The 22,953-nt window shown below is 35.2% G+C and carries 18 protein-coding genes; 10 read left to right on the forward strand and 8 right to left on the reverse strand.

Annotated features, from left to right (window positions below; genetic code table 11):
• The 5 genes from QNJ50_RS16540 to QNJ50_RS16560 form a co-directional block, all read right to left on the reverse strand.
• On the reverse strand, positions 1-1,028 hold a 1,028-nt coding region (locus QNJ50_RS16540), incomplete at its 3' end, for a DUF1822 family protein (RefSeq protein WP_300637143.1).
• A 2-nt stretch (positions 1,029-1,030) separates the two neighbouring features.
• A complete protein-coding gene (locus QNJ50_RS16545) occupies positions 1,031-2,575 on the reverse strand; it encodes a hypothetical protein (protein ID WP_300637145.1) in 1,545 nt (514 codons plus the stop codon).
• A 586-nt stretch (positions 2,576-3,161) separates the two neighbouring features.
• A complete protein-coding gene (locus QNJ50_RS16550) occupies positions 3,162-3,422 on the reverse strand; it encodes a TetR/AcrR family transcriptional regulator (protein WP_300637147.1) in 261 nt (86 codons plus the stop codon).
• Positions 3,423-3,616: 194 nt separating this feature from the next.
• Positions 3,617-4,390: a hypothetical protein gene (locus QNJ50_RS16555; RefSeq protein ID WP_300637149.1), complete on the reverse strand. Its 774-nt coding sequence runs from the start codon at positions 4,388-4,390 to the stop codon at positions 3,617-3,619.
• A gap of 229 nt (positions 4,391-4,619) precedes the next feature.
• Positions 4,620-5,150, reverse strand: a complete 531-nt coding sequence (locus QNJ50_RS16560) for an adenylate kinase (RefSeq protein WP_300637151.1) — start codon at positions 5,148-5,150, stop codon at positions 4,620-4,622.
• A gap of 579 nt (positions 5,151-5,729) precedes the next feature.
• Between QNJ50_RS16560 and QNJ50_RS16565 the strand changes: the two genes are divergently transcribed.
• The 9 genes from QNJ50_RS16565 to QNJ50_RS16605 all read left to right on the forward strand — a co-directional run bounded on the left by QNJ50_RS16565 (position 5,730) and on the right by QNJ50_RS16605 (position 18,389).
• Positions 5,730-6,734: a hypothetical protein gene (locus tag QNJ50_RS16565; RefSeq protein ID WP_300637153.1), complete on the forward strand. Its 1,005-nt coding sequence runs from the start codon at positions 5,730-5,732 to the stop codon at positions 6,732-6,734.
• The gene (locus QNJ50_RS16570; protein WP_300637155.1) at positions 6,731-8,437 is read left to right on the forward strand and encodes an ATP-binding protein; all 1,707 of its coding nucleotides are present in this window, start codon (positions 6,731-6,733) and stop codon (positions 8,435-8,437) included. The genes QNJ50_RS16565 and QNJ50_RS16570 overlap by 4 nt, the downstream gene beginning before the upstream one ends.
• A 115-nt stretch (positions 8,438-8,552) precedes the next feature.
• Positions 8,553-9,725, forward strand: coding sequence for an exonuclease subunit SbcD (gene sbcD, locus QNJ50_RS16575; RefSeq protein WP_300637157.1), 1,173 nt, complete (start codon positions 8,553-8,555; stop codon positions 9,723-9,725).
• A complete protein-coding gene (locus QNJ50_RS16580) occupies positions 9,712-12,753 on the forward strand; it encodes an SMC family ATPase (protein WP_300637158.1) in 3,042 nt (1,013 codons plus the stop codon). Before sbcD ends, QNJ50_RS16580 begins: the two co-directional genes overlap by 14 nt.
• A 123-nt stretch (positions 12,754-12,876) precedes the next feature.
• Positions 12,877-13,836, forward strand: coding sequence for a class I SAM-dependent methyltransferase (locus QNJ50_RS16585; RefSeq protein WP_300637160.1), 960 nt, complete (start codon positions 12,877-12,879; stop codon positions 13,834-13,836).
• Between the two features lie 349 nt (positions 13,837-14,185).
• The gene (locus tag QNJ50_RS16590) at positions 14,186-15,736 is read left to right on the forward strand and encodes an FAD-dependent oxidoreductase (protein ID WP_300637162.1); all 1,551 of its coding nucleotides are present in this window, start codon (positions 14,186-14,188) and stop codon (positions 15,734-15,736) included.
• A gap of 121 nt (positions 15,737-15,857) precedes the next feature.
• On the forward strand, positions 15,858-16,568 hold the full coding sequence (locus QNJ50_RS16595) for an actin-binding WH2 domain-containing protein (protein WP_300637163.1): 711 nt from the start codon (positions 15,858-15,860) through the stop codon (positions 16,566-16,568).
• A 150-nt stretch (positions 16,569-16,718) separates the two neighbouring features.
• Entirely contained in the window at positions 16,719-17,432 is a 714-nt protein-coding gene (locus tag QNJ50_RS16600; protein ID WP_300637164.1) for an actin-binding WH2 domain-containing protein, read from the forward strand.
• Positions 17,433-17,918: 486 nt separating this feature from the next.
• Entirely contained in the window at positions 17,919-18,389 is a 471-nt protein-coding gene (locus QNJ50_RS16605) for a nucleoside 2-deoxyribosyltransferase (RefSeq protein ID WP_300637166.1), read from the forward strand.
• Positions 18,390-18,481: 92 nt separating this feature from the next.
• Here the strand turns inward: QNJ50_RS16605 and QNJ50_RS16610 are convergent, their stop codons facing one another.
• Entirely contained in the window at positions 18,482-19,342 is an 861-nt protein-coding gene (locus QNJ50_RS16610; RefSeq protein WP_300637168.1) for a LuxR C-terminal-related transcriptional regulator, read from the reverse strand.
• 105 nt (positions 19,343-19,447) lie between these two features.
• On the opposite strand from QNJ50_RS16610, the gene QNJ50_RS16615 reads away from it, so the two are divergent.
• Entirely contained in the window at positions 19,448-20,101 is a 654-nt protein-coding gene (locus tag QNJ50_RS16615) for a DUF3386 domain-containing protein (RefSeq protein WP_300637170.1), read from the forward strand.
• A gap of 212 nt (positions 20,102-20,313) precedes the next feature.
• Here QNJ50_RS16615 and QNJ50_RS16620 read toward each other — a convergent pair whose 3' ends face one another.
• Together QNJ50_RS16620 and QNJ50_RS16625 are read right to left on the reverse strand one after the other, a co-directional pair.
• The gene (locus QNJ50_RS16620; RefSeq protein ID WP_300637172.1) at positions 20,314-20,634 is read right to left on the reverse strand and encodes a hypothetical protein; all 321 of its coding nucleotides are present in this window, start codon (positions 20,632-20,634) and stop codon (positions 20,314-20,316) included.
• A gap of 266 nt (positions 20,635-20,900) precedes the next feature.
• A complete protein-coding gene (locus tag QNJ50_RS16625; RefSeq protein ID WP_300637174.1) occupies positions 20,901-22,397 on the reverse strand; it encodes an alpha/beta hydrolase in 1,497 nt (498 codons plus the stop codon).
• Between the last annotated feature and the right edge of the window lie 556 nt (positions 22,398-22,953).

Here is a 22,953-nt window from a genome sequence, read left to right on the forward strand (position 1 = left end):
TTTTTGTTAGTATTTCTGGCTAAAGCTTGCATTACTGCTTTTCCTGTTGAGTCCAGTACCATCAATTGTAAATTTTCAGGTAGATAAATGTGATTTTCTGTAGGATATACTTTCACTGAAACCTGATATTTAGGTGCTTCTACTGCTTGAAAACCAACTACCAGTGCTATGGATTCACCTGCTTGTTCTATACCTAAATTAAGCAACTTACCTCGTTCAACCAAAGATAAAGCATCTCTAAATCTAAAAGCCGGTTGAGTTTGGAAAGAAGGTGCTAACATTGCTTCCGTTGCTTCCCAACCTATATCAAAAGTACCATGCAACCAATTACTCAACTTCACTATAGATTGATTTGCTCGATTTAAAACTTGTTTTATACCTGAAGTGGCTGTTACTGATTGTGGTATTGGTAATGGAATCGCACTGGGTGCTACAAAACTCAAATATAACAATAATTGATTTGGTGCCAATTTAAATAATGATACTGGCAATTGATAATATTCATTCTGCAAAGCTTCTAAATTTACAGATTTACAATAATAATTTAGTTGGTCGTAAGGTAAAAAACCTTTAATCATTACCTGTCCTTGTTCTTCTAAAACCTCAACTAAAACGTAAAAATTAGCCGCAAATTCTGGAACATCAATAACAGTTTTTGTTACTGCAATAAATCCTCCAGTCAAATTATCTGTATTAAGTAAACAGACAATTAAGTCGCCTACTTTGATATTACATACTGCATTAATTTTACTAGAATATTGTGGTTTTAGAATTGAACATTCATTTCTATTAACTTGTAGTTCAGGTTTTCTTTGTTTAAGCCATTTTTCAAAACCAATTAACGCCAGTGCATTCTGATGATTTTGCCAACGTAAGGTTTCATCAATAAATCTTTCATCAATAAATCTTTCATCAATAAATTCATGGCTAATCTCTGTTGATCGTACGAAATCTTCTGATTCAAGTTGAACAACTTCTAATGGCAGATTTAGCAAGAAATTATCACTTTCAATAAAAGTATTTTTCATAATTATACATCCTTATATTTGGATAAATAAACACTTACTCTTTCAAAGTACAAACTATTTACTTGTTTAGCTTTGACATTTCCAGTTTTTTTACCACCTGATTCTTGATTCACAAATGAAAAAATTTCATTATCTACAAAAACCTCTATTTGAGATACTAAATTGCTAAAATACTCTAATTCTTCTGGGTTTTTAACTATACACCAATGCTTTACTTTATTTAGTATTAATTGTAGTAACTGTTCTTGAATTCTTAATTTAACCTGTTGAAGATGTTTTGGAATTAAAGGTTTGATATTTCTGCTGATTTGAGACTGCGTGATTTTTTTGATACGCGATTCCGTCTCTTTTTGAGTCATTCCCTGACAATAAAGACAATAAAAAGCTGGTTTTATATAATCAGCTAAATTAGCACACCTAGAACTTAAAGAATTAATAACATCGCAAAATCCTATATCTATAGCCTTATCCAAACATGGAATCAGTTCTTTTGAAAACAAGTTTCGTAAATCTTCTTCATCTTCTGACCTAAGGTTATTTAGGGAATTTCGATCTGGAATTCCCTCATAAAGATTTGTCCTAGTTGTAGAATCTGAAGCATCTAAAGATGGACATTTAACCATGCTGTTATGACTAACTAAACGATAATCTCGCAAACGACTAGCGATCGCTTTAATTTCGTCCATTAATCTTTGCAAAGTAATCTGAACTTGGTGTGTCATCCACAAATATTCAACCATGCGATGTAATTGAATTTTTGTTGGTGGTTGACACCGTCCATATTGATGATTTTTTTGGCGATCGCCACGATAAATTTCATGAAAGCCTTGCAAAATAGCTCTTGCACGTTGAATTTCCGACTCAGTTAGATGCTGAATCGCATTGGGAGAAAAAATATGAAATTCGCGACAAATTCTTTCTAATTGTCCGTAGCTAGTTGCGTTAAGTATTCCCCAATCACTGTCTGTACAGACACCACATTCCAATAAAAACTGTTCGATCGCATCACTGTGTTTTATCTTCATCAATGTCCATCGATCCAAGCCTTTCCGAGAACTGGGTTTGAGTTTAAGATATTCCTGTAATATCTCAAAAGAACAAGGAATAAAACATTCCCGATCTTGGAACGTAGGCAAGAATCTTTCATCATCATTTAGAACCAAACTTAACAAGTCACGTAGTTGAAAGAGTTGTCCTCCAAGACTAAAACGCATAAACCTTTCTTGACAAGCTCGTAATATAAAGTGGGATACATAACACCTCAAACATATTCCTTCCTGAGAATTAGTTAAGCCATTAATTACATGATTCTGAGAAGAAAAAGAGTCAGTCGTACAAACTGAATCAAGAAGTTGGTCTTGTATCTGTTTATCTTGCTGACTCAATAAATATCCCTGGCGATCTAAATTTGGGAAAGTCTGTTGCAGATATTCTTTTGCTTTTGAAACTGACTTTTGAGTAAATCCTGCCTTTCGCTCAGAAGCATCAATTTTGACAATACTCTCGTATGAATCAATAGGTATTTTGCCTGACCTGTCTGTTCTCATAACAATTTATTGTGACAATTAACTTGATATTGAGCTTACAGCAAGAATCTCATCTCAGTATTAAATAGTAATTTTTTGTAAAAAATGATTACAAATTAACAGATAAAAGAATGTAATTTGGGTATGAGTCTTGACAAGTGATTTATCTCATTCATATACCTTGGTAGAATTTATTTTATACTTGGGGTTTGAACCCCCTTATTAATCAATACGGTTGGATTAAGCATTCTCGTAGGTTGGGTTAAGCGACAGCGCAACCCAACCTACTTCAATCTTGAGATTCAGCCTTAAATCAACTGTATTGCCTTATTAATTTAATAGGATTATTTATTTGCTCATTTATGCACTTTGTGAAATTTATCAATTTGATTTATGTGGAAGATTTTAAGGAGATATACTTAAGCGCTACAGCTAATTAACTTATATTTATTCATATTTCCTACTTACCATCTTTATTGATAATCAACTGAAAATTAACCAGTTGTTTGGATTAAATATATTTTTCTAGATTCCTGTTATTGGAATATAGTTGGATAGACTTTTAATACGCTCAATCCAATTCAGTAGGTTTGGGTAGGGTTTAAGGTCAATTTTGCCACTTCAACTTAACTTCAGGTGTATCGCTAAAAGCAAGAATACCATCTACCATCCGTAGAAAGCGATCACTATAACGATCTAGCAAAGCAGCTAACAAATCGTTCTTTCGAGGGAAATGTGTGTGGATACTTGCCTTGCGAATTCCTACACTGTTACTAATATCTTGATAGCTCATGCAATTGACGCCAAGGCGTTGTATTAGCTCTTGAGCTACGTCCAGAATTAGGGTTTTGGTATCTGTCTGTTTCATGAATTTATTTTTCTAACATTCTTGTCGTCCTATTAGATAGGAAGATTTGTAAAGTATCCTCTTGAGCAAGATTTACCATTCAATAATTTTTTTACTTTTGGTTTGATATCATGTTCGATAAATTAGTTGTAATTTCTGTCACAGCGAAGGAAGAGGGAAGGTACGGCTCCGTTGGGAGAAAGACCTTCGGTCAACTAAGCATCTTTAAAGAAACGAATTATCTCCCGTATATGGTCCAGAAATTGACCGTCAGTGGAAAGTTGGGCGATCACTTGTCTGGCTTCCCGTGATAAATGTTCGTGCTCGGTTTGATTTATGGCACGTAATTCTTCTAAATTAGCAGTAATTTTCGCTAATGCTTGACGATTTTCTTTAATGTATTGTTCTTGCTTCGCTATTACAGAAGAAGAATCTTCGGGATTGAGTAGTCTTTCCAAATTTTTAACGCTTTCTTCCAAGGTATATAAACGGTTACGCAATTCAACAATATCTTCACGGGGATATTTCCATTCTTGACTAATCATCTTTAAACGAGCATACAAATACTCATAAGCACTGATAGCTGGACGCAGTCCCGTCAATAATAAAGCAGCTCCAGAACCTATATATCCCACTGCACTGATACCCGTTGCTGCGAGGATGTACAGACCGATGGCTGAAATTAGATGTAAACCAATAGCAATTAATAAAGAGCGTTTTACTAAAACATTGACGTATTTGAGTTTTTTCGGATCAACTGTTATTCCTTGTTCTATAGATATTTCTCCTTCAGCAATTACTTTCTTCGCTTGAAAGTGTATGTTCCAGGGTACAGTAACAATTACTAATAACCACCAAAAACTTGCACCACCAATTACCCAGTCAAGGAAATTACCTGCAGGTATATGCAATAATTGTAACAAGCCAAAAACCACCAACACTAAAACCCCTATTCCCAGGCTGGAACCAATAAACAAGTTAAAATACATATTCTTTATATTTCTCCGTGAGGTATTATCTCTATCTTGAATGGAGGGAGTAGAAAAATTATCTCTTGCTTGCGATAGTTTTATAAATTACACATACTTGCCAGTTATCCGTCAGGTGCAAATAGTAATAATTATTGAATTTCATATTCTGCATTTTAAAGTGTCACATTAGGAGCTTTAGTTTTTTGCACAAAATCACCCCTGTAGTAACGACCTATTAATACAGTTGTTATAAGCTGGCTTTCCTATCAATCAGTTCACTAATAAAACTATTAAGCTCTTTGACTGAAGTTATATGATATACCGACTTATGGTCAGAAAATCCTGCAAGCTTTTTACTAAATTCAGGCGTCCACAGCTTGGATGACTTTTGCAGATTTATCCAACTTGTAATGGTACTTCGTATCATTGGACTTTTATCCGGCCAACCTTCAGGCTTGAAAAGAGGACTTTTAAATAATCTCTTTGTTACCCACCAATAATGAACCCTTAGGGGGAGATCGATATAAATTAAGGTCTCAGCTTCAGATAACCGTTGTCGAAAAGTTGCAATCGTACCTAAACCATCTATTATCCAAGCTTCAGATTTTAAAATCTCATTATACTTTTGGAGGTAAATATCTTCGGAAACTTTTTCGCCTCCATCAAGGTACTCAATTTTATCTAACTGGTACAAAGGAATACCAGTAGCTGCAGATAGGTTTTTACTTAATGTTGATTTTCCACCACCTGGCTTACCAAATACTGCGATTTTTTTCATTTGTGATAGTTTGATGAGTTACACATATTTACTACTTCTCTATCAGGCAATAATTACTAATAATCATTAGACATCTCCAGAAATGAGATATCACCCCTGACTACATAAGGCTTTTATATTCTTTTTCGGAGATGTCTATTGATAACCATTAAATCTTATATTCTGCATTTTAAAGTGTCATATTTAAGAACCTTAGATTTTTGAAATAGCTTGATTAAACTTGTAGTCATAAATTGTCAACATAAAGAAATTAGTCAACACAAAGAAAAAATCAAAACGATTTCACTCAACCCAAAACTTGATATTTCAAACATTTCACCAACGTTTGTAATTGTAGCCGACAGAACCCAAAGCAGTCTTAAAGGAATACTATATATTGATAATGTTTCGATGCTTTTAAGTATTATTAAATACAAAAAAACTCATAACTTCACAGATAGAAAAAGAAATTAAAATTCTCAACAATACTTTAATTATAATTTGACGATAAATGTATACAGCAAATAAACTGTAGTAAATATACGTATTACTTTAGTTCAATAAAACTTTAAATGTTTTGAAAAGGGGGCAAAAACTGACTTGTCACTTGATTTTTGGCGAGAAAACAACTTTCGACTCGAACCTTGGAGTACTGACTACCAACCTCCCATTGAAATACAGGAACTTTCTTCATCTGAGAGTGAGGTCAACCATGGTGTAGAGGAAACAAACTGGAGTGATTTCATCAGTCAAAAAAGAGTTTCACCTGAATTACCACAAAAACTAGTTTTTATTGATGGTCGTCGCCGTATGGATGCAGCTTTAGTTGGTGGTGCTGGAAATACCATAAACTACGGTGTTTTTGGGACCATTGCTGTTGGTGCGGTAGTTGTAGATAGAAGTAAACACACTGCTAAATGCGATCGCATTACGATTCATCGCATTTTGGGATTTGGAGGTAACCAAAAAGCACCTGAAGAAACATTTATTCCTTGTCCGTTGGGGAGTAAAACAGAATTAGTTTACCTACCAGTGAAGCCGCATTTGGATAATAAGCCAGAAATCCGCAGAAAGCTGGTACAAACGGAAATGCTAAAGGCTGAGACAATTTTGGTAGACAGCTTTGCTCGCGAGCAAAATACTTTAATCGTTCGTGATGGTCCATTATCTTACAATTCTTCACCATCAACTTTGGGTTACGTTAAAACGATGCATAAAAACTATTTGGATGGTAAGCATGCAACTCTGTTATGGGAGTTACAACCCGGGGAAAGAACTCCTATTTTTGGAATTCAAGATAAGAATCAACCTCTTTGGAGTTGGTATCTAAAATCAGGTAATTCTCAGATATCTTCTCATAAATTGGGTTATCACGATTTGCACGGTATTGTGCGTTTGGAATTATCTAGTGAAGTTGATTTGGAAGAAGCAAAACTGATTGCTGACCAAACAACATATTTAATCCCCGAATATTCTTCCCATCCATATAAAGACCCCCGCGCACCCCAGAATCTTATACCGGTAGGTGCATTGGAACGAGAATTGGGACGACGCATGGGTCGGCGCTTACAGCATTTTCTGGGATCTATAGGAGTTGTGTTATGAATTCTATTGGTTATGTACTTGGTACGCAAGAAGCCACACCATTAGAGTTTTGGGTTGCAGTGTTACCTGGTAATGTTTTACGACTTGATGATGTGGTAGAGGTGCAGTCTCAACGACCCGATGGAAATGGAGTTGTGAAGTTCTTCGGGGTTGTGGATTATGTCCGCACTTTACATGAGGGGACTCAGTTTGATACGGATACTTTCCTGGCTAAGAATGGTAGTTTACCTGTTAATGTTTCTTACGCTGCACATATACAAGTAACGCGAATTGAACCTGAGGAATATTTACCACCACAACCGGGTGATGTGGTGCAAATCGCTGTTGATGAAGGTTTAAAATGTGCGTTACATTTCGATGGAATGGAAAAACGCATACCTGCAGGAATGATGCGATCGGGTAGTCCTGCTTATCTCAATTTTGAGTTTATTGATGGTACAAACGGGGCTCATATTAATATTTCTGGGGTTTCCGGTGTCGCGACTAAAACATCTTATGCTTTATTTTTACTCCATGGAATTTTTAATTCTGCAGCTTTAGGTTCCTATCGTGCAAATACTAAAGCTTTAATTTTTAATGTTAAAGGTGAAGATTTATTCTTTTTGGATAAACCAAATAATAAACTTTCAGAAGCTAATTTAGCTAAATATCAAACATTAGGAATACCTGCAGAACCTTTCAGGGATGTACGTTTCTGTGCTGCACCGAGAAAAACTAGTCATAATGTAGATCCCCATTTAGACCAACGTGCTGATAATATTTCGGTTTATCTTTGGAGCATTAGAGAATTTTGTCGAGAACGTCTTTTTAGTTTCTTGTTTGCAGGTGACGATTTAGAAAGAAGTAATTTAGGATTTTTAGTATCTATCCTTGAGGAAAAGTTAGCACGCATAGCAGAAGAGAACGATAGAAATGATAAAAAGGTTTTGGGAGTACATTTAGACGTAGAACCTTTTGGCGATCGGGATAAAACTAAAATCACAACCTTTAGGGAATTAATAGAATTTCTGGAAGATAAATTAGTAGAAAATACCGATAATAGTTGGTTAGGGAGAAATGCACCTTCAACTGCAGAAGCTTTAATGCGTCGTTTGTGGGGAATTCGCGAGGAAATCGGTCACTTAATTCGTGGAGATTTATCGCCGGAGCAATTTGCTAAATATCAGTTAGATCCTCTTGCTGCAGCATATCAGTTAACTGTTGTTGATATTAATAAATTAAGAGGAAAAGCTCAAAAATTTGTAGTTGGCGTTTTACTGAAAAAACTTTTTTATGAGAAAGAGAAACGAGGACAATATCCAGTAATTTTTATTGTCCTGGATGAGTTAAACAAATATGCTCCCCGTGAAGGACGCAGTCCAATCAAAAACTTATTGGTAGAAATTGCGGAACGAGGTCGTTCCTTAGGAATTATATTAGTTGGAGCCCAACAAACAGCTTCAGAGGTTGAGCGTCGAGTTGTGGGACAAGCTGCAATTCGGGTTGTGGGTAGACTTGACTCCGCAGAAGCAGAAAGACCCGAATATAACTTTCTTACAGGTGCTTGTCGCAAGCGATCGCTACTGCTTAAATCCGGTAGCATGTTCATTCACCAACCGGAAGTCCCTTCACCGATTCTCGTTAATTTTCCTTTCCCTCCCTACGCAACTCGTGAAAGTGAAGTTGCGATCGATGAAATGGATGATGATGACATTGAATTTTAGTCACATCCTCGAAGATTTCAAGTTGAAGATTTCAAGTTGAAAATTGCAAGTAAAACTTCAAATTAAATCTCAAATCAAATCTCAAATCAAACCTTAAGTAAAATAACTAATATATATGCGTTTAATTCATACATCAGATTGGCACTTAGGAAGAAAACTTAAAGGCGAAGACCGTACACCTGAAATTGCTGCAGCACTTGATGAATTATTGAATCGAGCCAAGGATTTAAAAGTCGATGCGGTATTAGTAGCAGGTGATATTTATGACCGTCCAAATCCACCTGCTGAAGCCGAACAAGTTGCTTATAGTTTTTTTGCAAAACTCAAAGAAGCCAATATTCCAGCAATAATTATTGCTGGTAATCATGATTCCCATTTACGTTTTGATAGTGCAGCAAAAATTTTACCCTATGTGGGAGTTCAAGCATTAGGTAGACCTCAAAAAGCCGAAAACGGTGGAGTAATTAATATTGACACTTCTGCGGGAAAATTATGTATAGCAGCAATGCCATTTGCTTCAGAAAAAAGATTGCTTAAATATGAGGATTTATGGTCAAAAGATGACTTAGAACAACGTCTGTATTATCGCGATCGCGTGAAGACATTTTTGAATCGATTAGCTAGGGAATTTAAAGGCGATCGCGTTAACGTAATAATGGCACATATGACCATTGAAGGTATTCAACGTGCCCATTCGGAAGTAGATTTTTGTACCCAAGACAGCTACGTTATACCGGGACAAATGCTACCAAATGTAGCTCAATATATTGCTTTGGGTCATATTCATAAACCCCAGCAAGTTTCTAATTCCGTACCAACTTATTATTCCGGTTCTTTGATTCAAGTAGATTTTGGCGAAGCAGAAGAAGAAAAAGGATTTAATTTAGTTGAAGTAGAACCCGGACGTCCGGCTAAAGTTGAATTTATATCTATTCCTTGTCAGAAACCTTTAAAAGTCATTGAATGTAATGAAGCTAATTTAGAAGAAACTTTAGCAGCACAACGAGAACATCCAGGATTTTTAAAAGTAGTTGTAAAAATAAATACCTCCAAAATAGGTTTAGCAGAAACGGTGCGCAAGATTTGTCCCCAAGCTTTGATTGTTGAACCAAAGTATCCAAACGTCGAACCAAAAAAACGCGTTGAGTTGCAAGAAGACTATCAATTCGATGCTGTTAAAGAATTCCAGAATTATTATTCCCATACCAAAGGGATAGAAGAAGTACCAACAGCAATTTTAGAAGCATTTAAACAATTACATCAGGAGATGAACGATGCGATCGCTTGAATTAGAATTAGAAAATTTCACCAGTTTTCGTTCTCATCAAACCTTAGATTTTTCCAAACTGGATTTATTTGCGATTACAGGACCGACGGGTGCGGGTAAAACTTCCCTACTAGATGCTATTACCTTTGCACTTTACGGTAATGTACCGCGTTTCGGTAAGGATGCAAAAGCCAGTCAAATAGTGAGTCAAGGTAGGGATAATCTTAAAGTTAGTTTTCGATTTGAGGTGCGAGGGGTAGAATATAGAGTCACTCGAACTTGGCGTAACTGCGGTAAAACCGCAAGAAATGATGTTGTGTTGGAGAAACTAAATCATGACAAGTGGGAAAAGTTAGAGACTAAAGAAAAAGCTGTCACCAAGCGAGTGGAAGAAATCTTGGGAATGGACTTTGAAAAGTTCACACGGATAATTTTATTACCCCAAGGTAAGTTTGATGAGTTTATCAAAGGAAGAAAAGACAAGCGTCGTGCAATATTACGAGAATTAGCTGGTTTTGAAATTTTTGAAAGGATGCGAAAGCAAGCTAGCGAAAAAGCAAAAATATTTAAAAGTAAATATGAAATCCTCGAAAATCAGCAAAATGATTTAGAAATACCTAGCGATTCTGAAATTACAGAGAAAAAGCAGAAGTTAATAGCAATTGAAAAGGAAATACCTTTGTTAACAAAAGAAGTTTTAAAAGCACAACAGGAATTAGAGCGAGCAGAGAAATTATTTGAAAATATTAAACGTCTGTCTCAATTACAAAATGATTTAAGTAAACTGCATGCTAAAGATGGAGAAATTGAAAATTTGATATTGCAGTTACAACAAGTGCAAGCAGCTGACCAAATTAAGGATAATTATGCTTTGCTAAAAGCAGCAATAGATGGGGATAAAAAAGCTCAAGCTGCTGTTATATCAGCAAAAAAACACTTAAAGCAAGCACAACAGGAATTAGAAAAACACAATCAAAAACTGGAACAAATAAAAGCTCATGAGCAAGAAATAGCACCTCAAATAAAAATACGAGAAGAAGCTCTCAAATCTGCCGAAAATTACGAACAACAACTACAACAATATCAGGGAGAACTAGAAAGGAATAAGAAAAATCAGTCAACGAGACAAGAAAATTTATTCAAACTAGAGAAATCATTAAAACAGACTGAAATTAAATTAAAAGATGCTCAAAAACAAGCCGAACAAGCTGAATTAGCACTTAACCAATATTCACCAGGAGGTAAGCGCTTAGAACAACTTCAAGAAGTTTTACCTTTATTAAGTAATTGGAAATTAGTAGACGAACAAACTTGTAAAAATCGCCAAAAGCTAGAAACAATAGTTTCAAAGAAAGAAGAATATCAGCAGAATTATCAAAAAGCAGTTGTAAACTTAGAAAAATTACAGTCTATACTACAAGAAAAGCAGAAATTGCTACATAATGCAGAAAATACTAATAATTTAGCAGTTCAAAATAATCATGCTGCAGCTTTACGTTCAATTCTCCACGATGGTGATAATTGTCCAGTTTGTAGTGGTATTTATCAAAAAAACAAGTTACCAGCTTTATTAGAAATCGAGTTAGTTGATACAACAGAATTACGCACGCAGAAAGAAGCTGCAGAAGAAGATTATAAAACTGCTGAAAAAGTTGTGGACCGAGCAAAAAATTATTTAGAAAATTCTAAACAAAAAGAATTAGAATCTCAACAAGAATTACAAGAAATTGAAAATCAGCTTGCAAACCTACAACAACAAATTAACATTATTTTAAAAAGTGAAACTTGGGAAATTGACGAAATCAATAAAGAATTTAAGTTATTGCAAGAGAGCGATAAAAAATATCACGAAAGCTTGACGAAAAAAAAAGACCTAGCAGCAATAGTTATCCAAACCGAACAAGTTTTAGAAGCTCACAGAAATGCTCATAAAACAGCATCATTGGAATATGACGACGCGATCGCGGAAGTCAAACGCTGGGAAAAACAATTACAGGAATTTGAAATCAAACTTCACGAGCTTACCGGTGGTAAGACTTGTGCGGACTTAAAAGCTGAATTAGAAAAAGATAAACAAAAGCTTGAAAAACAACTACAGCAAGCTAACGAGTCTTATCAAGCTGCTGATAAAACAGTAATTCAGTACGAAACACAAAACAAAGAAGCTCATAAACTTGCTGAAGAAACAGCTAGTAAAAAGTCAAAATTAGAACAAAATTGGCAAGTTGCACTTGTCAGTTCTGAATTTACTGAAGAAAGTTTTAAGCATGCTCTGGATAATTCCAAACATCAAAAAACTTGGCAAAAACAAATTACCGACTATAGTAATCAAAAACTTAAACTAGAAACACAAGTTGAAGAAGTTAAAACTCAAGTTGGCGATTCTACAACCGATGAATCAACTCTCAATTCTCTGCGCAATACCAAGATAATCACCGAGCAAAAACTCCAAGAAAGACAAAATCGACTGACAAATTTCAAAGTTTGGATCGAAGAAGTAAAATCCAAACAAAAACAAGCACAGAAACTAAAAGCAGACTTATTCAAAGTTAAAGAACAAGCAGAAACTTATTCTACTCTTGCCCAAAATCTGCAATCTGATAAATTTCAAGCTTATATTTTGGAACATCTAGAAACAAAACTAGTAACTCGCGCGACAGATGTATTGCAAGACCTTACTGACTCTCGCTACATTCTCACTTCTAAAGATGGAGAGTACTTTGTTGAAGACAATTGGAATGGTGGTGAATCGAGACGAGTACAAACCCTCTCTGGTGGTGAAACTTTTGCAACCTCCTTATCTATGGCGCTAGCACTTTCAGAAAAACTTTCCACGGATGCAGAATTAGGTAGCTTATTTTTAGATGAGGGATTTGGTACTTTAGATGGAGAAACATTAGAAACAGTTCACCAAATTTTAGAATCTTTGCGACAGCAAGATAAATTAATTGGCATCATTACCCATGTAAAAGAATTAGGAGAGCGATTACCTCAAGTGAAGGTTCGCAAATCTCCTGAAGGTTCAAAATTAGAATTAGAAGCATTTTAATCATTAGGGCGCACGTCGGTGCGCCCCTACAGGTAAAAAATTATTTTTTCAATTGTTATTTGAATATTCCCATAAATCTCGATCTTAAAATAAGGGAGTTGTCTTGCTGTTACGATTTAATTGATGAACGCAAAACTCAAACCTGACTGGGCTGGTGAAGATTTACTATCGCGCTGCGTCAACTTAATGATCCAGACCAAACCAATCTATGCCCTGATGAAACATCAAGCAAGGCAAGTAATAATAAAAACTGCCGAGAAGAAGGGTATTCCCTGGCGGGAAAACTACGAAAAATTCCAAGCATCGGGAATCAAAGAAAAGTTAGGGGAAGTTACCAACCCAGATATAGTTTACCCGGATTATTATCAAGTACCTTTCCATGCTTATCCTGAAGGTAATTTATGTTGGAAAGCTGCTTTTGAAGCTCCCAGCGCCACTTATTCCATGGGATTGAGGGTTTGGCCGAAAGAAAAAGATTTGACTTGGGAAGTTGCTCAAGACCGATTGAGATCTAGTTTCCATCAGGTTCTAGCAAATTCAAAATATCATCCCCCGCAAGTTAAAGATATTTTAGATATTGGCTGTTCGGTGGGTATTTCGACTGTGACGTTACATCGCTACTATCAAGATAAACAAACCGATCCCGTTCGTACAGTTGGTTTAGACCTATCCCCTTATATGCTTGCTGTTGCTAAAGAAATAGATGTTAAAGGTGAAGTATCTCAATGGTTGCATGCCCAAGCAGAAAACACAGGACTTCCAGATAATTCGTTTGATTTAGTAACTCTACAATTTGTCACCCACGAACTCCCTGGAACTGCTAGCAAGCAAATTTTCCAAGAAGTTTTACGTTTGTTGCGTCCGGGTGGTTGCATTGCTTTGGTGGATAATAATCCCAAATCTCCCGTGATTCAAAACCTTCCACCGGTACTGTTTACCTTAATGAAAAGTACAGAACCTTGGAGCGACGATTATTACACCTTTGATATTGAGGAAACATTACACTCAATTGGCTTTGAAGAGCCAGTAACAGTTCCCAGCGATCCCCGACATCGAACAATTATCGCCAAAAAACCCAACTAGCAGTTCAAGTCAAAAATCAAACATCCCGTCAAATTGAAAAAAAGTACCATAGGGAAAACCACCACCAAAGCGTTCTGTTAAAAGACCGCAAAGCACCGTTTTGGCGTCCACAGTTTTGACCAAAGTAATTTGCTTGGAATGTATCGCTGGCTCATTCTTTCTTTAACTGCTTATACATTCTCAAGTTTGGACGCCAGAGGAATTATATCAGGTAATTTGATTGATATTTAATATTGATATTACTTTTTATTTTAGTTGAAAAATAACATTTATATTGACAGATGTTTCAGTTAGAACATTTAGTTAGCGTAGGATAAAAATAAGTAAACTATACTTAACAAAAATCAACATGACTTTAACAGAAGAAGTTCTCAAGACTTTGCCAGGCGATATTCTAGGAAAGTTACGCCAAGGCGATCGCATATTAAAATCCATCAGGGAAGGTAGCGCACCCGTGCCAATGGTAGTGAAGGAAAATCCACATCCCTTAGAACAAGTAAACTGGGATGTTGTGATTTCTGGTGGCACATTAGGCATTTTAATCGGTAGTGCTTTAGTTATGCAAGGTTGGCGGGTAGCCATTATTGAACGCGGTATTTTACAAGGTAGAGAACAGGAATGGAATATATCTCGCCAAGAGTTAGAAGTATTTTTACAATTAAATTTACTCAGTAAAGAAGAACTAGAAACGGCTATCGTTACTGAATACAATCCAGCAAGGGTTGGTTTTCAAGGTAGTCCAGATATTTGGGTTGAAGGGGTTCTTAATATTGGCGTTTACCCGGTTTACTTACTAGAAACCTTAAAACAAAAGTTTTTAAAGGCTGGAGGAAAATTATTTGAAAATACATCTTTTGTCGATGCTGTAGTTCATCCCAATGGCGTCAATGTTAATAACCAATTTACAACCAGGCTATTGATAGATGCCATGGGACATTTTTCACCTATTGCACAGCAAGCTCGCAAGGGGAAGAAAGCTGATGCAATGTGTTTAGTTGTGGGAAGTTGTGCTGAAGGTTTTCCGGAAAACAAAACCGGCGACTTGTTTGTATCTTTTACCCCCGTACAAAAACAGTGTCAGTACTTTTGGGAAGCTTTTCCAGCAAAGGATGGTAGAACGACCTATATGTTTACCTATATGGATACAAATCCCCAACGTCAAAGTTTAGAGACGCTGTATGAAGATTATCTGCGCCTGATGCCAGAATATCAGAGTGTGGAATTGTCGCAATTGAAATTTAAGCGGGTGCTATTTGGCTTTTTCCCTTCCTATCGTCAAAGTCCCCTCAGAACACCTTGGGATCGAATTTTACCGATAGGGGATAGTAGTGGAAGTCAATCACCCTTGAGTTTTGGGGGGTTTGGAGCTATGGTACGTCATCTACCGCGCTTAGCTTCAGGGATTGAAGAAGCACTGCAGACGGAACAACTATCAGCTGAAGGTTTGAACTTATTGCAACCTTATCAACCGAGTTTAACAGTAACTTGGTTATTTCAAAAAGCAATGAGTGTGGGTATAAATCAAAAAATTAATCCCGAACAAATTAACCAATTACTGTCAGTTGTTTTCCAAAGAATGGAAGAACTAGGTGAATCTGTACTCAAACCTTTTTTACAAGATATAGTCCAGTTTAGTGCCCTTACGAAAAGTTTACTTACTATCGGGATATTTCATCCTAAGTTGGTATTGCAAATTTTCCCTCAAGTGGGCTTAGGAGCTTTATTACATTGGATAATACATTATATCAATTTAGGCATTTATTCGGTTCTATTTAAATTAAGTTTGATGCTAAAACCCTTGTTAAATGGTTTACCAGAAGTCCCTAAATATTACTTGAATCGTTGGTTTGATGCTTGGAAATATGGCTCGGGAAGTGATTATCATTTAGAGAATAAATGATTCACAATTAGGTTAACTATCTTTGCAAAGATATATAGGCAATAAAGATGTAAAAATTCATCAAAACATTACTGCAATATTCTCATAGTTAGCCTATAAATATAAAAAACAAGAAAATAAAATGGCAGAAAAAGAATCTCAAGGAATAAAATATTTTGCAGTATTAACTGGTTTATTGCGAGAACGTCAAGGTTTCTTAGAAGAAATTCGTCAGGGACACAGATTAACAATTAAAATCACTTCTTTGTTAGTTTGTAGTTCCTTATTTTTAGCTATATATGGTGGAATTATTGGAGCTTATCATAGTTGGATGCAAGCATTAGCATCAGCAGTAAAATTACCCGCATTGTATTTGATTACTTTAATAATTTGTTTGCCTACTTTATTTTTTGCCAATATTATTTTTGGCTCTAAACGAAGCTTTGGTCAATACTTTGCTTTGGTAATGACTGCGATCGCAATCACTAGCGTGTTGCTATTTAGTTTTGCACCAATAACGCTGTTTTTTATGATTAGCACCAGTAATTACCAATTTCTAATCTTGTTAAATGTAATTCTATTTGCAATTACTGGATTGATCGGCATATTGTTTTTATACAAAGCGGCAAAAATAGTTATAGAACAGGAAGGAGAAGGAAGTAATACCCGCAGTAAAATAATTCAATACTGGTTATTTCTTTATGCATTTGTTGGGAGTCAATTAGGTTGGACATTGAGACCATTTTTTGGTAATCCAGGTTCTCCATTTCAATTATTCCGTGAAAAGGAAGGAAATTTTTATCTCAGCATTATCAAAGCTTTAGCATATCTCTTTGGAATACATAATTTATAATTCGTAGTTCGTAGTGAGACGCATTCTGACGGACGAACGTAATTTGTACGTGCTGCGCAAATTAAATTTAATTTATTTTCTTTTCTGTTAATTATTACCCATTACCTATTACCAAAAATTCATATAGTAAATTTTACCCCCACCTCTTACATGCTACAAAAAAAATCACAACCCCAAGGGATAAAACATTTTAATGTCCTAATTTCTTTATTACGAGATAGACAAAATTTTCTTGAAGAAATTAGTCTAGGAGTCAGACTAAACAGAAAAATTAGTTCTTTACTGGTTTCAAGTTCCATATGCTTTGCTATTTATGGAGTAATTATTGGCGCTTCTAATAGCTGGATGCAAGCTCTATCTAGTGGAATAAAATTACCGGCATTCTATTTACTTACATTAATAATTTGTTTTCCCACTTTATTTTTCTTTAATGTTTTATTTGGCTCTCGTAGTAGCTTTCAACAGCATTTTGTAATTTTATTAACTGCTGTATCTGTCATCAGCGTGTTGCTATTTAGCTTTGCACCAATATCTCTATTCTTCTTAATTACTACACCTAATTCCTATCAGTTTTTTAAAATATTGAATGTTCTCATCTTCGGTGTAACTGGATTTTTTGGTGTCAGATTTCTTTATGAAGGAATGCAATTACTATCTCAACAAGATGAGATTGGGAAAAAAACTCGTACAGCGATTCTAAGATTTTGGTTAGTTCTGTATGCTTTGGTAGGAATGCAATTGGGTTGGTTCCTCAGACCATTTTTTGGCTCACCTGATGATAAATTTGAGTTATTTCGCCAAGTACAAGGTAACTTTTATCTTGATATAGTAGGAGCTTTATCAGAGATTTTGGGTTTTCGTTAGTTAATACCAGATTTGGCTACAATATATGAGAAAGAGGTTTAATTATTCCTCCATCTCATATTTTTGATTGCTTCTCATAAGATTTTCTTGATTGTTAGGAAATAATTTTTGGTTTTACGATAAAAATTTATTAGAGGGTGTTTCAAAAGAGTTTATCTTATAATGATTCTTGAGATTTTATCCTAAACATATTTCAGATATATAAATTTTAAATTTAGAATATTTAAAATTATCAAAACTACTAAAAAAATAGTTTGAAGTAAAAGTTAATATCTATGTATAACGCATATTTTTATCTATAAATTAAATAGATTTAGCTATCTTTAAGGATATTAATAATACCTATATTATTAGAAGTAAATTTTAGAATAAATACCATTGTGTAAGTCCTATTATTGTTACTATATGTTCTTGTATTAGCTATCTCTAGCTTACAATTTGTTTACTAAATAATATCCAAAAAGTGCATCGTAATATCAAAAAAATATGAACAAAAAAATTTACTTAGCTAATCCTTATGGATTTTCTAAACAACAGAAAGAACTGTTACTTTCTCCCATTATCAAAAAGTTGGAATATTTGGGAGCGGAAGTTTGGGAACCATTTGAACGAAATAACCAAGTGGACTTCTCAAAATTGGGTTGGGCTTACAATATTGCTCAAGCAGATTTGAATGATGTCAAAAACTGTGATGGTATATTTGCGATCGTTAACGGTACACCTCCTGATGAAGGTGTAATGGTGGAATTAGGTATTGCAATAGCACTCAATAAAGCTATTTTCTTGTTTCGAGATGATTTTCGTAGATGTACTGATAGTGAATATTATCCACTCAATCTTATGTTGTTTGCCGGACTACCAGAATTCGGTTGGGAAGAATATTATTATACTTGTGTGGAGGATATTGATTCTGAATGCAAAGCTTTGTACAGGTGGTTAAGATCAACAAATCAATAATATATGCTTTAACATAAAATTTATACATGTAAAATTTACACATAAACTTATTGCACTTGAAATTCAAGACAGTTGCTACTTATTTGTCCAGATTATGGAACCTGAGAAAACACCTTTGCTACCATTTCAGTCCGCGCAGAAACCCCTAACTTTCTGAACATTCGCTTCAAAGCTTGTTTAACAGAATTTTGGGTGATCCATAATTGTTTACCAATTTCAGCATTGGTTAATCCCTTAGCTACCAACTCAGCAATTTGCTGTTCCCGTGGAGTAAGAGAATTTGTTAATACTAATTTAGATTTTCTAGATTCAGAAATTGTTGGCTCGGAAGTTGTTACAGCAGAAGTTTTTGATTTAGATTCTATTGAATTTGAATTCAAGTTTGAATTTGCCGATCCCGCTCGGATAGTAGCTAGTTTAGCTGACAAATGCAAACACAAAGCACTAAGATCCGCTAAATCGTGAGTATCAAAAGCCTTAGCATCATCACTACGGGTCAGATTCAATGTTCCCACCACACGTCCATCAGTAATAATTGGTCCACTCATTACATGAGCATGGTCATTTCGACGACAAAATTTTTGCCAGTCTCCCGGTGACAATACTAGTTCCTCATGAGCGGGAGCATGACGTTCAAATACATACTGACCCACAGGATTACCTTTCAAGCAAACATCGGGAATTGTCTCAAATTCAATATTTTTCTGAGAATCATCTTCTTGATAATCATGTTGTCGAAAATTACCTTCCTGGGGATTATTTGCTTGAGAATTATTTGCTTGAGAATTATTTGCTTGAGAATTGTCTTCCTGACAATTATCGTCAAGCAGATAAAGACCCCAACTTTGGACATCAAAATGTTCGCCAACTGTATTTATCACAGCTAGTCGTAATTCTTGCTCGTTAGTTGCTTCAGCAATCTCCTGGAAAAGAGAATGTAGACAATTAGCCATAAAAGTGTACCCAGTTGAGGACTATGCTGGTCTCCCAAATACCTCTATCCTAATAATTGTAGGGCTTAAAAGCTAATATAACTATTATTCGGACAGGAGAAAGGCATGACTGCAACACAAGCATCTGCTAGAGATTTAATGCGTTCTGCTTATGAAAATCGTTACACTTGGGATCGTAACTTCCCCGGATATACAGCAGATGTAACCTATAATTATGGTGATAAAACTGTAACAGGTAAAGTTCGCGTTAACGCCAATCTCAAAGCAGAAGCATCTGAAATTGAAGATGAAGAAGCAAACAAAGTAATTGCTAACCAATTGTGGGAAATTGCAATCCACCGCATTCGTCGTGAGTTTGAAGAAAGCCACGGTAATAATACTTTTTCCTTAGGTGAAACTGACGAAACCGGTGCAGTTGAAATTATTGTCGGTGGTAAATCATCAGGAGATAAATACAAACTTCGCGACAATGAAGTTGTTTTAGTTCACCGTCATATCCACGGTATTGTAGTTACAATCAACACCTTCAGTACCCACGATACTGGAGAGGGATACCTTTCCCATCGTTATGATTCTGTATACCACGATCCCAAAACTGGCGAACAGAAAGGTGGTAGAAATGAATTTGAAGATGAGTATGAAAAAGTAGGTAATTACTTCATCCTTAATCGTAGAGTTATAACAACTGAGACAGAAAATCCATCTTCTACTCAAGAAATTATTTTCTCTAATATTCAGTTATTAGATCCTGCAGCTTAAGCTTAAAAGCTGGGTAAATTACAGAATCATAATGTTCTGAAATAACCATAGGCTAATAGAGACGTAGCATGAGACTAATAGAGACGTAGCATGAGATTAATAGAGACGTAGCATGCTACGTCTCTACAATTTCGAACTGGTAGTTTTTCTGTTACGATAATTGCTATAAAATCTGATTGGTTACTTTAGAATCAAATTATTGTAAAGTCAAATCACTGCAAAAATTGTTGGATTTGTTCAACTGTTGCGCCTTCTAAAAGCAACTTTTGACCTTTTTGACCTATCATTAGTACTTTAACAACATTCTTGCCTGAATTATTCTCTTTATATTCCACATACCACTTACAAATTTCTTCTCCGACTGCAATATTTTCATCCGCTACACTGATTATCTTTGCAATTGTGGCGCTTACTCCCTCTTTCTTAACTTCTTCCCATACTTGATAATTTCCCGAAACCCCCGGAATTCTTAGTAACTTCTCAGTCGCAGAAACTGCATCTTTACCTGCGACCGCTACCTGAATTTCTGCCATTACTTCACCCGGTAATAATTACAGTTCACATTTTAGGGGAAGATATGTTGCTTTTGGGTAATTGCTAATTGGTAATAGGTAATTGGTGATTGATGAAAAGATTTACGATTAAAAACTATAATATTCTCCTAGGGGCAAATTATTACGCCCCTACTGTACGTTAATAATGGTATAAATTATTTTTTGGTATTACTCATTACTCATTACTTATCACTCATTACTTATCACTCATTACTTATCACTCATTACTTATCACTCATTACTCATTAGTCCCATTGAGAAATATCCAGGTGAATTGCTGCTTGCTGTCCCAATTCTTTTTGTCCATTTCTTGGTAAGGGAATTTCTTTAGTAAATTTATGTTTCGGTTCTAAATCAACCGATCGCCAACTATAGGTAGCAGTCTGCTTACCATCAATTATTTTGGTATCTACCAGTAAACGATCAGACCAAATGGGCATATTTTCTATATGTTCTTTAAATAACCAGTCTTGACGCTTACTAAAAGAATGAAAGCACGTGTGTAAAAGGTATCGACAGGTATCATCACCCGTCGCAGACCTATCAGACATGAAAAATGCAGTAAACAGGGGAATGTGCTTTTTTTGTAAATCTTCAGTTTTAATGGTGATGGGACTATTATGTTCTATTGTTTGCTCGTGAATCGCGACTGGAAGACCACGAATTGAAAATCGCACTTCCATTTGATAAAAGGTATCTTCTCGATTTAATAACTCCCTATCTACATTAATCAAAGAAATTTTAGCTTTGATATTACCAAAAAGAAAACGTTGCAGATTTTCAAAACCTGATTCAGAATTAACCATTCCGTAACGTCCACCGTGGGTGCGATAAATATAAGCACGATGGGAACCTTTGACGTAAGCTTTATCAATTTGAACTAGACCATCACTCTGAAGACCTACAAGTTTTTGTGAAATACCAAGACCCGGTTCATAATCTTTTGCATTAGTACCAATGAGTGAGAAAACTCGATCTACAGGAAACGTTTCATCAAGACTTTGGGGGTTGAAATTCTCAGAATTCTGTTGTGCAGGATTACTCAATTGCTTCGCTGGTGTAAAATACTTGAACATTCTTTGAGGATTAAAGTCATCGATATTATTCCACTCTAAAAAGTTAGTTAATTGCTCGAAGAATGCACCTGCAATTTGAGAATTAATTCCACCATGAGGTGTTCCATAAGTAAAAAATTTATCAATGTGGTCTTCTGCCTTTTCATTGTTTTCAGGATAAACCTTCTGTATTAAAGAACGACAGATTAAACCCCCCATAGAGTATGCGACAAGATAAACTTTGTTAGCTTTTGTCGCTTGCTTAACATCTGTAATGAGTTTCTTCAAACCATCAGCAATTTGTTCTATTTCCAAACGAACTGGATTGTTGGAACCAAAACTTTCTGAAGTGACATCATAGAATCGATAAATCCAAATACTCTTGAGAGGATCTTTTAATTTTTTAACTCGTTGATTAAGGTACTGAGCATCTCTATTTTCAAATTCTCCATTAACAAATTGTTGATAATCCAATATTGGTAGATACTCATAATCGGTCATCAAACGAATTAATGGGCTTTCAAAGAAAAATTTCTTGGGGATCCCTTGATCGCCAACTCGGATATGAGCTGAACCAGTGTTAAAGCCATAAAATGGATCGCTAACTCTACTTTCAACATCTTGTTGTGTGCTAGCGTATCCGCAAACATAAATAATTGGTAATTGCTGAGAATGAGAATTGTGCATTAACTTTAAAGCATTAATATAAAATTAGTTTTCTGAGACTCGCATCAGCCTTTATAAAAATAAGGTTTCTTTTGAAGACATAGAATCAACAGGAAATAATAAAATCTATTAATTTTAGAATCTGTTAACCTTGTTTACCTGCTTCTAAAATTCTTCACTATATACTTAATCACTGAATATTAAGGTATCAATTTGAGTTTACCAATGAAAGCTTGTTAAATTTATATATAAATTCTGCTATTTAAGTAAATATTTATAACAATTAAGTTTTGTGAATATAAGACATAATTCTTTTTGGATTATTTGGTTAAGTTTAATATTATTTTTTATTCCCTGTTCCCTATTCCCTTTCAAGATAAATATAGTGTAATAAAAAATACTTTTATTGCTATATCAGGACTTACACAATTGTCATAATACACCAGTGGTGCGTGACACTAAAAACTTTATTAATACGTTTGAGCTAACTCTGAGTGTCACACACCCCACAAGAAAAATGTGCCGGTTGCGTAAGTCCTATATGTATAAAAAATAATAAAATATCTGCACAAATCAA

This window comes from Mastigocoleus sp. MO_188.B34, from assembly GCF_030065675.1.
Classification (GTDB): domain Bacteria; phylum Cyanobacteriota; class Cyanobacteriia; order Cyanobacteriales; family Nostocaceae; genus Mastigocoleus.